This window comes from Pseudomonas sp. 1 R 17 (assembly GCF_900067035.1).
GTDB classification, from domain to species: Bacteria; Pseudomonadota; Gammaproteobacteria; order Pseudomonadales; family Pseudomonadaceae; genus Aquipseudomonas; species Aquipseudomonas marginalis.
The window spans coordinates 77,571-91,329 of the sequence record NZ_FKLB01000038.1 but is presented as its reverse complement, the minus strand read 5'-3'; the positions used below and the strand labels follow the sequence as shown (position 1 = coordinate 91,329).

At 62.4% G+C, this 13,759-nt stretch carries 12 protein-coding genes; 3 read left to right on the top strand and 9 right to left on the bottom strand.

The features are described from left to right. Positions 1-26: 26 nt before the first annotated feature. Positions 27-1,400, top strand: coding sequence for a cell envelope integrity protein CreD (gene creD / locus BFP99_RS13940; RefSeq protein WP_065925432.1), 1,374 nt, complete (start codon positions 27-29; stop codon positions 1,398-1,400). Continuing rightward, on the top strand, positions 1,397-1,540 hold the full coding sequence (locus BFP99_RS33280; protein WP_159440258.1) for a hypothetical protein: 144 nt from the start codon (positions 1,397-1,399) through the stop codon (positions 1,538-1,540). The genes creD and BFP99_RS33280 overlap by 4 nt, the downstream gene beginning before the upstream one ends. Positions 1,541-1,625: 85 nt before the next feature. On the opposite strand, the gene BFP99_RS13935 is transcribed toward BFP99_RS33280, so the two are convergent. From BFP99_RS13935 to BFP99_RS13905, 8 genes are all read right to left on the bottom strand, one after another. Beyond that, positions 1,626-2,255, bottom strand: coding sequence for a glutathione S-transferase (locus BFP99_RS13935; RefSeq protein WP_065947477.1), 630 nt, complete (start codon positions 2,253-2,255; stop codon positions 1,626-1,628). Positions 2,256-2,361: 106 nt separating this feature from the next. Then, a complete protein-coding gene (locus BFP99_RS32785; RefSeq protein ID WP_137212390.1) occupies positions 2,362-2,532 on the bottom strand; it encodes a DUF4175 domain-containing protein in 171 nt (56 codons plus the stop codon). Beyond that, complete coding sequence (locus BFP99_RS13930) at positions 2,529-3,632, bottom strand: PepSY-associated TM helix domain-containing protein (protein WP_065947476.1); 1,104 nt, start codon at positions 3,630-3,632, stop codon at positions 2,529-2,531. Before BFP99_RS13930 ends, BFP99_RS32785 begins: the two co-directional genes overlap by 4 nt. 171 nt (positions 3,633-3,803) lie before the next feature. Further along, a complete protein-coding gene (locus BFP99_RS13925; RefSeq protein ID WP_065947475.1) occupies positions 3,804-6,236 on the bottom strand; it encodes a TonB-dependent siderophore receptor in 2,433 nt (810 codons plus the stop codon). An 86-nt stretch (positions 6,237-6,322) separates the two neighbouring features. Next, entirely contained in the window at positions 6,323-7,303 is a 981-nt protein-coding gene (locus tag BFP99_RS13920) for a FecR domain-containing protein (protein ID WP_065947474.1), read from the bottom strand. Then, positions 7,300-7,818 carry an RNA polymerase sigma factor gene (locus BFP99_RS13915; RefSeq protein WP_027605963.1) on the bottom strand — a complete coding sequence of 173 codons (519 nt, stop codon included), beginning with the start codon at positions 7,816-7,818 and terminating at the stop codon, positions 7,300-7,302. Before BFP99_RS13915 ends, BFP99_RS13920 begins: the two co-directional genes overlap by 4 nt. A gap of 100 nt (positions 7,819-7,918) precedes the next feature. Continuing rightward, positions 7,919-8,626, bottom strand: coding sequence for a 3'-5' exonuclease (locus tag BFP99_RS13910; RefSeq protein WP_065925427.1), 708 nt, complete (start codon positions 8,624-8,626; stop codon positions 7,919-7,921). Then, positions 8,623-10,545, bottom strand: a complete 1,923-nt coding sequence (locus tag BFP99_RS13905) for a putative nucleotidyltransferase substrate binding domain-containing protein (RefSeq protein ID WP_176719693.1) — start codon at positions 10,543-10,545, stop codon at positions 8,623-8,625. Before BFP99_RS13905 ends, BFP99_RS13910 begins: the two co-directional genes overlap by 4 nt. A gap of 246 nt (positions 10,546-10,791) precedes the next feature. Here BFP99_RS13905 and BFP99_RS13900 point away from each other — a divergent pair, with 246 nt between their 5' ends. After that, positions 10,792-11,238, top strand: a complete 447-nt coding sequence (locus tag BFP99_RS13900) for a response regulator (protein WP_065925425.1) — start codon at positions 10,792-10,794, stop codon at positions 11,236-11,238. Positions 11,239-11,356: 118 nt separating this feature from the next. Here the strand turns inward: BFP99_RS13900 and BFP99_RS13895 are convergent, their stop codons facing one another. Further along, positions 11,357-13,534: a malate synthase G gene (locus BFP99_RS13895; RefSeq protein ID WP_065947472.1), complete on the bottom strand. Its 2,178-nt coding sequence runs from the start codon at positions 13,532-13,534 to the stop codon at positions 11,357-11,359. Between the last annotated feature and the right edge of the window lie 225 nt (positions 13,535-13,759).

Below are 13,759 nucleotides of genomic sequence, written 5' to 3'. Positions count from 1 at the left end.
CTCCCCATCAAAACAGGGAGAGACCCATGAACCGCAGCCTGCTTTTCAAACTTGGCGCGATTGCGCTGCTGATCCTGCTGTTGCTGATTCCATTGCTGATGATCAACGGCATCATCAGTGACCGCCAGCAACTGCGCGACGGCGTCCTGATGGACATCGCCCGAAGTTCCAGCTACGCCCAGCGCCTCACCGGCCCGGTGATGGTGGTGCCGTATCGCAAGACCGTGCGCGAGTGGAAGCTCAATGAAAAGCTCAACAAGCGCTACGAGGTCACCCGTGAAGAGCGGGGGCGCCTGTATTTCCTGCCGGACCGTTTTGAGCTCGACGGCAAGGTGCAGACCGAACTGCGCGCACGGGGGATTTACCAGGCGCGGCTGTTCCATGCCGACAACCGTATCAGTGGGCGTTTCGAGCTGCCGGCACAGTTGGGCATCACCGAAGACTTTGCCGATTACCGCTTCGAACCGGCGTTTCTGGCGGTGGGGATAAGCGATATTCGCGGCATCGAAAATGCGCTGAAGCTGGAGCTGGGCAGCCAGCGCCTGGAGTTCGAGCCGGGCTCCCAAGTGGACTGGCTGGGGGAGGGCGTGCATGTGGCATTGCCGGAGCAGGACAGCAAGAAACCGGCTGTAGTGGACTTCGCCTTCGACCTGCGCCTGCAAGGCACCGAGCAACTGCAAGTGGTGCCGGTGGGCAAGACCAGTCAGGTGTCCCTGGCCTCCAACTGGCCGCACCCCAGTTTTATCGGCAACTTCCTGCCGGCCCAGCGCGAAGTGACTGACAACGGCTTCACGGCCAACTGGCAGACCTCATTCTTTTCCACCAACCTCGAACAGGCCCTGCAAACGTGCCTGGACGGCCAGGGCTGCAACGACTTCAACAACCGCAGCTTCGGCGTGAACTTCATCGACCCGGTGGACCAGTACCTCAAGAGCGACCGCGCGATCAAATACGCGCTGCTGTTTATCGCCCTGACCTTTGCCGGTTTCTTCCTGTTCGAAGTGCTCAAGAGCCTGGCGGTGCACCCCGTCCAGTACGCATTGGTGGGCGTTGCCTTGGCGTTCTTCTACCTGCTGTTGTTGTCGTTGTCCGAGCACCTGGGCTTTGCCTTGGCCTACCTGATTTCGGCGAGTGCCTGCGTGCTGTTGATCGGGTTCTACGTGTGCCACGTGCTGCGCAGCGTTGCCCATGGCCTGGGGTTTTCGGCGGGGCTGGCGGCGCTGTATGGCTTGCTGTACGGGCTGTTGAGTGCCGAGGACTACGCGCTGCTGATGGGCTCGCTGCTGCTGTTCGGGCTGCTGGGGACGGTGATGGTGCTGACGCGTAAGCTGGATTGGTACGGCGTGGGCAAGCGCAAGGCGGCCGAGCCGCTGCAGTTCGACCTGGAGGCGGTGCAATGATCGGGTTGCGCGAGGATCAGCAGGCGCGGGTGCTGTTGGTGGGCAAAATCAATGCGCTATTTCCAGTGTGGCGAAGTGCTGTTGTGGTGAGCGGGCTTGCCCCGCGCTGGGGCGCGAAGCGGCCCCATTCCAGGCAATGAGTTTCTCCAGATGGACCGCCATTGCAGGTTTTGGGGCGGCTTCGCCACCCAGCGCGGGGCAAGCCCGCTCACTACAACAGGCCCGCTAGGCCGGCGGCTGGGTCTGCTGCATCGAAGGCCGCTGGCTGACCTCGAGGTACCAGGCGGCAAGCTTGGGGTTATCCAAGCGCCATTGCATGTCGGGATGACGAAAGTCGAGGTAGCCCAGGGCGCAGGCCACGCTGATCGAAGCGATATCGAAGTGGCTGGTCAGTTCGGCAATGGCGTCCTGTTCCAGCTCGGCGAGGGCGCGGCGGATCTTGTTGCGCTGTTCGTCGAGCCACTGCGCCCAGTGTTTTTCCACCGGGCGCAGGGCGGTCTCGTAGCGCACCAGCACGGCGGCATCCATGATGCCGTCGGCCATCGAAGCCAGGGTCAGGCGGCGCCAGCGGGCCGAGCCATCGCGGGGGATCAGCGGGTTGCCGACGTGCTGGTGGTCGAAGTAATCGAGGATCACCCGGCTGTCGTGCAGCACGCTGCCGTCGGCCAGGCGCAGTGCCGGGATCTTGCCCACGGGGTTGTCTTGCACCAGCTGCGCATCGGGGTTGACCGGGGTCGGCATGCAGCCATGCAGGGCGACGCGGTCCTGCTGGCCGGTCTCGGCCAGCAGCACGCGGACTTTACGCACGAACGGTGACGCGGGGTTGTGGAACAAGGTCATGCTGGGCGCAGACATGGGCTTTCCTCTGTAGGAGCGAGCTTGCTCGCGAAGAACGTTAACGATAACGCAGCGCGTCTGCTTTGACGCGGTGCTCTCTGGTTTTTCGCCGGCAAGCCGGCTCCTACAGGAGGGCCCATGCGCCGATCAACGCGGGGATGCCCAACCCCACCCAACTCAACGAATCCCACAGCCCATCCCCCAGCAACGCCGCAAACAACCCGGCGGCGCTGAGCAGGCCAATCCCCAGGGGAATGCCAAATACCCTCCAGAAACTCGACTGCCTTGGCTTCATGCCTTGCCCGCCTTGCGCCGCACGATCCACAAGTAAATCCCGCTCACCAGGACGATGATGGTCAGCACATCCAGCGCCGCCCAGAGGATCTTCATCGGCATGCCGCCGTAGTCGCCGAAGTGCAGTGGTTGCGACATGCCCATGGCGTCCATGTACCACGGCCGTTCGGCGATGGCGGTGACGGCCAGGGTGCCGGCGTCGATCAGGACCGGCGTGAGCAGGTGCGAGGTCAGGTGTGTGCTGCCCTTCATGAACACTGCGTAATGGTGCTCGCTGGAAAAGCGCGTGCCGGGGAAGGCGATAAAGTCCGGCTGCATGCCGGGCGCGGCCTTGGCGGCGATGCTCAGCAGCTCGCTGGCCGGTGCGCGTTGGGTCAGGGGCGGGGCGTTTTTGTAGGGTTCGATCATTGCGCTGAGGCTGTCGGTGCGCCAGGCGGCGATGATCAAGTCGGCACAGGCGCTGATCACGCCGGTCACGCCCACCACCAGTGCCCAGGTCAGGGTGACCACGCCGATCAGGTTATGCAGGTCGAGCCAGCGCAGGCGCCTGGACTTGTCCTGGCGCACCGTGGCGAACTTCAAGCGGCGCATGAATGGCAGGTACAGCACCGTGCCCGAGACAATCGCGAGCACAAACAGAATGCCCATGAACGCCAGCAGCAACTTGCCCGGCAGGCCGGCGAACATATCCACATGCAGGCGCAGCAGGAACAGGGTGAAGCCGCCATTGGCCGAAGGCATCTCGACCGCGTCGCCGGTGCGCGCATCGAGCATGAAGGTGTGGGATGAGTTGGGTTCGGTGCCCGCTGTGGCGGCCATGATCGCGATCACGCCGTTCTTGTCGCCTTCATCCCACGCCAGGTATTGCATGGCCTCGCCCGGGCGATGGGCCTGGGCCTTGCTCACCAGTTGCTCAAGGTCGAGCTGTGGCGTATCGGCAGGCATCTGCGCCAGATCGGGCTCGTTGCCCAGCAGGTGGTCGATCTCATGGTGAAACACCAGCGGCAGGCCGGTGAGGGCGAGCAGCAGCAGGAACACCGTGCAGATCAGGCTGGTCCAGGTGTGGATGAAGGACCAGCGGCGGATGGTTTTGCTTTTCATTTTCTAGCCTTGTAGCAGCTGACGAGCGCAAGCGAGGCTGCGTTTGCGTTATGCCTGACACACCGCAAACGCAGCCTCGCCAAGGCTCGACAGCTGCTACGCATTAGCCTATTGAAGTTGTGTAGAGACTCATGCTTCAAACACGCCAAAGCCGCCCACATAAGCGGTCGATTACCACTGGTAGGTGGCGCTGGCGACGACGCTGCGCTGGTCGCCGAAGTAGCAGTAGTTGCCATCACAGGTCGACAGGTAGTCCTTGTTGAACAGGTTGGTGGCGTTCAACTTGACCGATGCACCCTTGAGGCTGTTGTCCAGGCGGCCCAGGTCGTAATGCACCGCACCGTCAAACACGGTATAGGCGTTGGCCTTTCCCAGCCAGGTGTTGGCCTGGTCGCCATAGGTGTTGCCGGTGTAACGGGCGCCAAAGCCGATGCCGAAACCGTCAAGCACACCGGTGTGCCAGGTGTAGTCGGTCCACAGCGAGGCTTGCTGGTTGGGCATCAGTGTCAGGCGGTTGCCTTTGTAGATGCCTTTCTGCACTTCGGATTTTGCCAAGGTATAGGCGGCGATGACCTTAAGGTTCTCGGTCACATCGGACACGGCTTCCAACTCCAGGCCCTTGACCTTCACTTCGCCGGTCTGGCTGTTGATCTGCTGGCCCCCAGCGCCGAGGGTGGTCACCTGCACATTCTTCTGGGTCAGGTCGTAGACCGCTGCACTGAGCAACGTATTGGAGCCGGGCGGCTGATACTTGACCCCCATTTCCCACTGCTTGCCTTCGGTGGGCTTGAACGTCTTGAGCGCGTTTGTATCGGCGTTGCTCGCCGGTTGAAACGACTCGGCGTAGGACAAGTAGGGTACGAAGCCCGAGTCGAATACATAGCTCAGCGCCGCGTTGCCGCTGAAGTGTTTGATGCGGTCAGTGTTGGTCGCATCGCTGTCGTTGAAGTAGGTGGTGCCCTGATGCACCCAATCTTCACGCCCGCCCAGGGTCAGGCGCCACTTGTCCAGGGCCATCTGGTCCTGCACGTAGAGACCGGTCTGCACGGTTTTCTGGTTGTAGTCGTAAAAAGGTCGGACATCGGTCGGGCGCAGGGTTGGCTGGGTATTGATCGGGTTGAAAATATTGGTGCCCGAGGCCGTCCCGAATATCGCGCGATAGGAGGTATCGGTGCGCTGGTGGTCCAGGCCGAGCAGCAGGGTGTGGATGACATCGCCAGTGACAAAGTCTGCCTGGAAGTTGTTATCCACTGCGAACTGGCCGATGTCCTCGTCGACGTTGGTGGTCGAGCGGCTGATATTGCCCGCTGCATCCGCGGGGGAGAACGCGTAGGAACCCACGGTCAGTTGCTGGAACGACAGATCCGACTTGGTATAGCGCAGGTTTTGCTTGAACTGCCAGGTGTCGTTGAAACGATGCTCGAAGGCATAGCCCAGCGCGTAGTAGGTGCGATCGTAGAACTCGTAGTCCGGGTCGCCCAGGTTCTTGTGGTGGGAGACCTCGCCCAGCGGCGATTTGATCTTGGTGCCCTGGATCGGCATGAACTGGCTGGTGGTCCCGGTATCGTCACGGGTGAACTGCGAGAGCAGGGTCAGCTTGGTGTCGGTATCGATGTTCCAGGTCAGGCTCGGCGCAATGTTGTAGCGCTTGTTGTCGATGTGATCGACCTGGGTGCCGGCATCGCGTACCACGCCGCTGAGGCCATAGAGGAATTGGCCTTCATCATCGATCTTGCCGGTGCTGGCGAAGTTGATCTGGCGGTAGTTGTCGCTGCCGTATTGCACTTGGATGGCGTTGCTCGACTCTGCGCTGGGGCGTCGGCTGACCATGTCCAGCAGGCCGCCCGGTGGGGTCTGGCCGTACACCGACGAGGCCGGGCCACGCAGCAGCGCGAGGCGGTCGAGGTTCCAGGTTTCCGCTTTGGGGTTGGCGTACACACCGCGCGGCAGTGGCAGACCATCGAGGAATTGGGTGGGCTCGAAGCCGCGCACGCGCATCCAGTCGTAGCGGGTGTCGCTGCCATAGCTGGCGGACACGATGCCGGGCATGTATTTGACCGCGTCGTCCAGGTTCTGCACGTTGCGATCCTGCATTTGCTCGCGGGTGGCCACGGAGATCGAACGCGGGGCCTCCACCAGGGCGGTGTCGGTCTTGGTGCCGGCGGCGGTGCGTGTGGCCAGGTAGCCTTGGACCGGGCCCCAGGCACTTTCCTGGTTGCCATCTTGCCCTGTGATGTTAGTCACCGGCAGCGCCATCACCCCCTCCGGAACCGCCACCAGCGTATACGTCCCGGCGCTGCTCTGCTCCAGCTGCAAGCCGGTGCCACGCAAGGCTTCACGCAGTGCACCCGGTGCATCGAACTGGCCCTGGACCGGGGCCGAGGTCTTGCCCGAGGCCAACGCTGGGTTGAGGGTCAGTGCCAGGCCGGCCTGGCTGGCGATCTGGTTCAGGGTGCTGGTCAAGGGCGCGGCCGGCAGGTTGTAGGCGCGCACGCTGGAGGCTTGTTCGGCGGCAATCAGCGCAGTGCTGGCCAGCGGGGCGCTGAGGGCAATGGCCACGGCTAACAGGCTGGGGCGCAACAAGGTGTCTAGCGTGCGGGACATAGGGCGGCTCCTGAATGGAAGTAATTCGCAATTGCCTATGTGCCGAGCGAGATTTCAAAAGTGATAGGGCCGGTGGAAAATATTTTTTATTTGGCCTCAGGTGTCTTGGCGACCACTGTCACCCACCACGGCGTGTGCTGTTCGATCTGCACCGGCAGGGTCGGCAGCAGCGCGTTGAGCGCCAGGGTGGTGTCGTGCAGCGGGAAGCTGCCGGTGATGCGCAGGTCGGCCACGTCTTTATCCACCCCGAGATGGCCTGTACGGTAGCGGCTGAGTTCCTGCACCACATCGCCCAGGCGGACGTTGTCGACCACCAGCATGCCGCGGGTCCAGGCATCGGTGGCGGGGGTGACGGCCAGGGCAGGGCCGAGGCCGTCGCTGCGCATCAGCACTTGCTGGCCTGCCTTGAACACCTGTTCCTGCGCCAGCGCTTCGGGCTGGGCGCCCACCGCCGATTGCAGCACGCTCAGGCGCGTGGCGTCGTCTTCGCGCTTGACGATAAACCGCGTGCCCAGCGCGCGCAGGCTGCCGTCGCGGGTTTGCACATAAAACGGGCGCGCATCGTTGTGGCCGGTTTCGACGAGGATTTCGCCTTCCTGCAACACGATCAGCCGGCGCTTCTCATCGAAGCGCACGTCGATGGCGCTGTGGGTGTTGAGGTTGATCAACGTACCGTCCGCCAGTTTCAGCGTGCGCTGCTCGCCGGTGGCGGTGCGCTGGTCGGCCAGCCAATAGTGGATCGGCACGTAGCGCTCGCCGGCAAACAACGCCAGGCCGCACACCAGCGCAATGCTCGCCAGGCCGCTGCCGAGCTTGCGCACGCGCTGGCGAATGCCCTCGCGCGACTGTAACAACGCCGCCCGCGCCGGGCCCGAGGCCACGCTGAAACGCTGGTCGAGCATGCCCAGTTGGCGCCAGGCACGGGCGTGCTCTTCATCGCTGGCCAGCCATTTGCTGAATTCTTCGCGCTCCACCGCGCTTCCATCACCCGAATCGAGGGACAACTGCCAGGCAATCGCCGCATCCAGGACACGGGCCGACACGGGCTTGGAGCTGATCACGTTCACAGCGGCTCGCCATACAGGGCGATGTAGCACTGGCGAATGCCCTGGGCCAGGTACTGGCGCACACGCGGCACCGACACGCCCAGGCGCTGGGCGATTTCGGCGTGGCCCAGCCCGTCGAGGCGGTTATAGAGGAAGGCGGCGCGGGCCTTGCTCGACAGCTTGCCGAGCAGGCGGTCGATGGCCTTGAGGTCTTCGAGGATCAGTTGCTGTTCTTCCGGCGACGGGTGTTCGCTTTCCGGGATCAGCATCAGTTCGCTGAGGTAGGCCTGTTCGAGGGCCGCGCGGCGGAAGTAGTCGAACAGCAAGCCCTTGGCGATGGCCACCAGAAACGCCCGTGGCTCGCGGGGCTCGCGCAACTCGTCACGGCCGAGCAGGCGCATGAAGGTGTCCTGGCTCAGGTCTTCGGCACGGCTCGGGCAGGCCACATTGCGCCGCAGCCAGGCCAGCAGCCAGCCACGATGGTCGCGGTACAACGCGCCAACAAGCTCACTGTGTGGGTTCTGGACCGACGACAAGGCATCACCGAATAAACAAGAGGTTTAAACTAACGAGAATTATTCGCGATTGTGTCAGAGGCGTGGGGCGGGCGCAATTGGCGTCTGTCGGGAGATCACATTAAAACGATGGCGCGTGTTTACGCCGTTTCCATTGGCTCAAGCGCTCTTGCAGCGCCTGAGGCGTATCGATCTGCTGCTGACGCGCGCGGCTGAACAGGATCAGCATCAGCTCCGCCGTGGCCAGGGCGTCGGCGCTGGCGTGATGGCGTTCGCCCACGTGCAGGTTGAAGTGGTTGACCCAGTCGTCCAACCCGGCTTCGCGGATATGCGCCTCGGGGCACAACAGCGGGGCGATGTCGGCCACATCGAGGAAAGTGTGGGCCAGTCGATACCCCAGGCTGTCCTTGAGCGCGCGGCCCAGCATGTGTTGATCGAATGGGGCGTGGAAGGCGAGCAGCGGGCTGTCGCCGACGAACTCCATGAAGTCCAGCAGGGCCTCGGCCGGGTCGCTGCCCGCCGCGATGGCGCTGGGGCCGAGGCCGTGGATCAGCACACTGGGGCTGAGTTTGGTGTCGGCGCGGTGCAGGGTGCGCTCGAATAGTTGGGAAAAATCCACCGCGCCGTCCTCGATCACCACCGCGCCGATGGACAGCACCTGGTCACGGTTGAGATTCAGGCCGCTGGTCTCCAGGTCCACCACTACCCAGCGTTGGCTGCGCAACGTGCTGTCGCCCAACACCGCGGGCTTGGAGAGTTGTTCCAGGCGCTGTTGTTGCGCGGTATCCAGTCTGGGCTTGGCTGTGCGCAGCCAGTCAAACAAGCTCACAGCTGATACCGCAAGGTCAGGCTGCTTTGCAGGCGCTGGGCCTGGCGCAGGGATTCGCGCAGGATGCGGCGGTCCAGGTGGTTGAGGCTGTCGGGGTCGACGCGGTTGGAGTAAGGCTGGTTCTCGCGGGTCTGCAACTGATGCTGTTGCATGCGGGTTTGCTGGATAAAGTGATAGGCCTCTTCATAGGCGGCGCCGTCCAGGGGCTCGATCACTTCCTTGACCACCAGTTGGCGCAGGCGCTCCAGGGTGTTATTGGCATGGATGCCGTTGGCCAGGGCCAACAGGCGTGCGCCGTCGACAAAGGGGGTAAGCCCCTGCACCTTGAGGTCGAGGGTGGCCTTTTCCCCGCCTTTACGCGTCAGCACAAAATCGCGAAAGCGTCCTACGGGCGGGCGCTGGCGCAAGGCGTTCTCGGCCAGCATGCGCTGGAACAGCCGGTTATCCCCGACCTGGTCGAGAATGCCCTGGCGCAGTTGCTCGCAGCCGCGCTCATCGCCCCACACCACGCGCAGGTCAAAATAGATACTCGAGCCCAGCAGGTTTTCCGGCGTCGCCTCGCGAATAAACGCCGCAAACCGCCGCGCCCATTCCGCCCGCGAGAGGCACAGCTCGGGATTACCGGCCATGATGTTGCCCTTGCACAGGCTGAACCCGCACAGTGCCAGGCTCTGGTTGATCTGCTGCGCCAGGGGCAGCAGCCGCCCGCGAATCTCGGCGGCCTCCACGGCGTCCCTGGCCTCGAACAGGATGCCGTTGTCCTGGTCGGTGTACAGCGTCTGCTCGCGCCGGCCTTCGCTGCCGAAACACAGCCAACTGAACGGTACGCCGGGATCGCCTTTTTCGGCCAGGGTCAACTCGATCACCCGGCACACGGTGTGATCGTTGAGCAGGGTAATGATGTGGGTGATCTGGGTAGACGACGCCCCATGGGCGAGCATGCGCTCCACCAGTTGGCCGATCTCGCCGCGCAGCGCTACCAGGTTCTCCACCCGTGGCGCATTGCGGATGGTGCGGGCCAGGTGCACCAGGTCGACCCGTTGCAGGGAAAACAGGTCGCGCTCGGACACCACCCCGCACAGGCGCTGGTCCTTGACCAGGCAGACGTGGGCGATATGCCGCTCGGTCATGGCGATGGCCGCGTCGAAGGCGCTGTGGTCCGGCGTTAAAAAGAACGGCGCCTGGGTCATATGGCCTTCAATGCCCTGGCTGAAGTCGCCGGTACCGTCGGCCACCACTTGGCGCAGGTCGCGCAGGGTGAAAATGCCCAGGGGCGCCTTGTGTTCATCGACAATCACAATGCTGCCCACCTGCTGCTCATGCATCAGCGTTACCGCTTCGCGCAACGGTGTCTGCGGGCTGCAGGTGACCGGATGGCGCATGGCCAATTCGCCCAGGCGGGTATTCAGGGAATATTGGGTACCGAGGGTTTCCACGGCTTTTTGCTGCACTTGCTGGTTGACCTGGTCGAGCAGGCTGCTGACACCGCGCAGGGCGAAGTCGCGGAACGGGCTGGACAGCGCGAACAGCTTGATAAAGGCCGGTTTGTTCAGTTGCAGGCAGAAGGTGTCTTCAGCGGCCTTGTGTTCGGTGCGGGTGGCGCGCTCACCCAACAGCGCCGCGAGGGGGAAACACTCGCCGGTGGTGATTTCGAAGGTGGCTTGCGTGGCGTCCGGCCGTTCACCCACGACGCGGCCCTGCTTGACGATGTAGAAGTGTTCCACCGGCCCGCCCGACGGCTTGAGGATGCTCTCGCCGGGGCCGAAGAAGCGCAGTTGGCACTGTTCCACCAGAAACGCCAGGTGCGCGTTTTCCATCTGGTTGAACGGTGGGAAGCGTTGCAGGAACTGCAGGGTGCCGTGGATGTTCTGCAATACAGCAGTTTTTCCCGCCTGGGCGAAGGCATCAGCTTTACTCATAACCATGACCGCAATTTTTTTGTCGTTATCGTCCTGCATGGTCGACTCCTGAGCGGCGGGTGCCCATTGGACGTAAGTCTAGGTCGATGAAAACGCCGCAGAACTAGGGAAAAACCTTACACGACTATCGTCCAAACCCCGTAGAACACCCACTAGGCAAACTTTCCGACGAAGTGCACATTGAACGCCCTTCCGCAGATGTCTGACGAGTGTGCTGGAAGATTGTCGAAAACCGCTGAGAAACGTATGTCCGACCACGATATTTTGAGTGATGCCGAGCGCGAGGCGCTGAGCGCCGTGATGCTGGAGCCTGATTTACCGCCACAACGCGTGTTGATTGTTGATGACGACAAGGACGCGCGTGAACTGTTGGCGGAGATCCTGGGCTTGGACGGTATTCGCTGCATGACGGCCGACAGTGGCGAGGCCGCGTGGGATTTATTGAAGTCCAGCAGTTCCATCGGCTTGCTGATCACCGATCTGCGCATGAAACCCAGCAATGGTCTGGAGTTGATCAAGCAAGTGCGCGAATCCACCCGCGCGGCGTTGCCGATCATCATCATGTCGGGGGATGCCGAAGCGCCGGATGTGATTGATGCGATGCATTTGAGCGTGGTGGATTTTTTGCTCAAGCCGATCGACAGCGTGAAGTTGGCGAAGCTGGTAAAGCGCGAGTTGGGGATGGCTTCCTGATTTTTGCAGTGTCTGTACGGGCCTCATCGGGAGCAAGCCCTCTCCCACAGTTGACCGGGTACATCCACACCACAGCCCCAAAGAAAAAGCCCTGATCTCACGATCAGGGCTTTTTCATTTACAGGCCGTTTTTAGCCTTGAACTCCCGACGCCTGCGGTGCAACACCGGCTCGGTATAGCCATTGGGCTGTTTGGTCCCTTCAATCACCAACTCCACCGCTGCCTGGAACGCGATATTGCTGTCGAAATCCGGCGCCAGCGGACGGTACAGCGCATCCCCGGCATTCTGGCGGTCCACCACCGGCGCCATGCGCTTGAGGCTTTCCATCACCTGGGCTTCGTTGACGATGCCGTGGCGCAGCCAGTTGGCAATGTGCTGGCTGGAGATGCGCAGGGTGGCGCGGTCTTCCATCAGGCCGACGTCGTTGATGTCCGGCACTTTCGAGCAGCCCACGCCCTGGTCGATCCAGCGGACCACATAGCCGAGGATGCCCTGGGCGTTGTTGTCCAGTTCGTTGCGGATTTCTTCGTCGGACCAATCGGTATTGCTGGCCAGGGGAATGGTGAGGATGTCGTCCACCGACGCGCGTTCGCGCTTGGCCAGTTCGGCCTGGCGTGCGAACACGTCGACCTTGTGGTAGTGCAGCGCGTGCAGTGCGGCGGCCGTCGGCGATGGCACCCAGGCGGTGTTGGCGCCGGCCAGTGGGTGGGCGATTTTCTGTTCGAGCATCGCCGCCATCAGGTCGGGCATCGCCCACATGCCTTTACCGATCTGCGCACGGCCTTGCAGGCCGGTGCTCAAGCCGATATCGACGTTCCAGTTCTCGTAGGCGCCGATCCATTTTTCCGCCTTCATCGCCGCCTTACGCACCATCGCACCGGCTTCCATGGAGGTGTGGATCTCGTCGCCGGTGCGGTCGAGGAAGCCGGTGTTGATAAACACCACGCGCTCGCTGGCGGCCTTGATGCAGGCCTTGAGGTTGACCGTGGTGCGGCGCTCCTCGTCCATGATCCCGACCTTGAGGGTGTTGCGCGGCAGGTTCAGCACGTCTTCGATGCGGCCGAACAGCTCGTTGGTGAACGCGGCTTCTTCAGGGCCGTGCATCTTCGGCTTCACGATGTAGACCGAACCGGTGCGGCTGTTCTTGCGCGTGTTGTTGCCGTTGAGGCTGTGGACCGCCGCCAGGCTGGTGAGCAGGCCGTCGAGGATGCCTTCCGGTACTTCGTTGCCGTGTTTGTCGAGGATCGCGTCGATGGTCATCAGGTGGCCAACGTTGCGCACGAACAGCAGCGAACGGCCGTGCAGCGTCACGTCCTGGCCGTCGACGCCAGTGTAGACGCGGTCGGCATTCATGGTGCGGGTGAAGGTCTTGCCGCCCTTGGCCACTTCTTCGGCGAGGTCGCCCTTCATCAGGCCGAGCCAGTTGCGGTAGATCACCACCTTGTCATCGGCATCGACGGCGGCGACGGAGTCTTCGCAGTCCATGATGGTGGTGAGTGCGGCTTCCATCAGCACGTCTTTGACACCGGCGGCATCGGTCTGGCCAACCGGGGTGCTGGCGTCGATCTGGATTTCGAAGTGCAGGCCGTTGTGTTTCAGCAGGATCGCGATCGGCTCGGCCGCAGGGCCCTGGAAACCAATCAACTGGGCGTCGTCACGCAGGCCGCTGTTGCTGCCGCCCTTGAGGCTGACGATCAGCTTGCCGTCGACGATCTTGTAGCCGGTGGAATCGACGTGGCTGCCGGCGCTCAGCGGCGCGGCTTCGTCGAGGAAGGCGCGGGCGAAGGCAATCACCTTGTCGCCACGCACTTTGTTGTAGCCCTTGCCCTTTTCGGCGCCGTCGGCTTCGCTGATGGCGTCGGTGCCATACAGGGCGTCGTACAGCGAGCCCCAACGGGCATTGGACGCGTTGAGGGCGAAGCGGGCGTTCATCACCGGCACCACCAGCTGCGGGCCGGCCATGCGGGCGATCTCGTCATCGACGTTTTGGGTCGAGGCCTGGAAGTCTGCGGCTTCTGGCAGCAGGTATCCGATGTCTTGCAGGAAGGCTTTGTAGGCCACCGGGTCGTGGGCCTGGCCGGCGTGAGTCTGGTGCCAGGTATCGATCCGCGCCTGGAAATCGTCGCGTTTGGCGAGCAGGGCTTTGTTCTTCGGTGCCAGGTCGTGGATGACCTTGTCGGCACCGGCCCAGAACTGGTCGGCAGTGATGCCGGTACCGGGAATGGCTTCGTTGTTCACGAAGTCGAACAGGACTTTGGCGACCTGCAGGCCACCGACTTGAACGTGTTCAGTCATTGCTTGCCTCACTCTGCGGAGCTAATGCGCTGTTTCGGATTTTCATTATGTAGTGCACGGGAGGGCATACTACATGATGACTTGCGGTTGTGAAAATTAGACTAAATACGTCGTTTAGCGACCCACTTTGGTCGTACGGTCACAGCGGAGAACCGGATGTTCTCAAAAAACTATTGGATTGTTCCAGATAAAAATAAAAATGGTACACGATTTGTTTTCACGGGC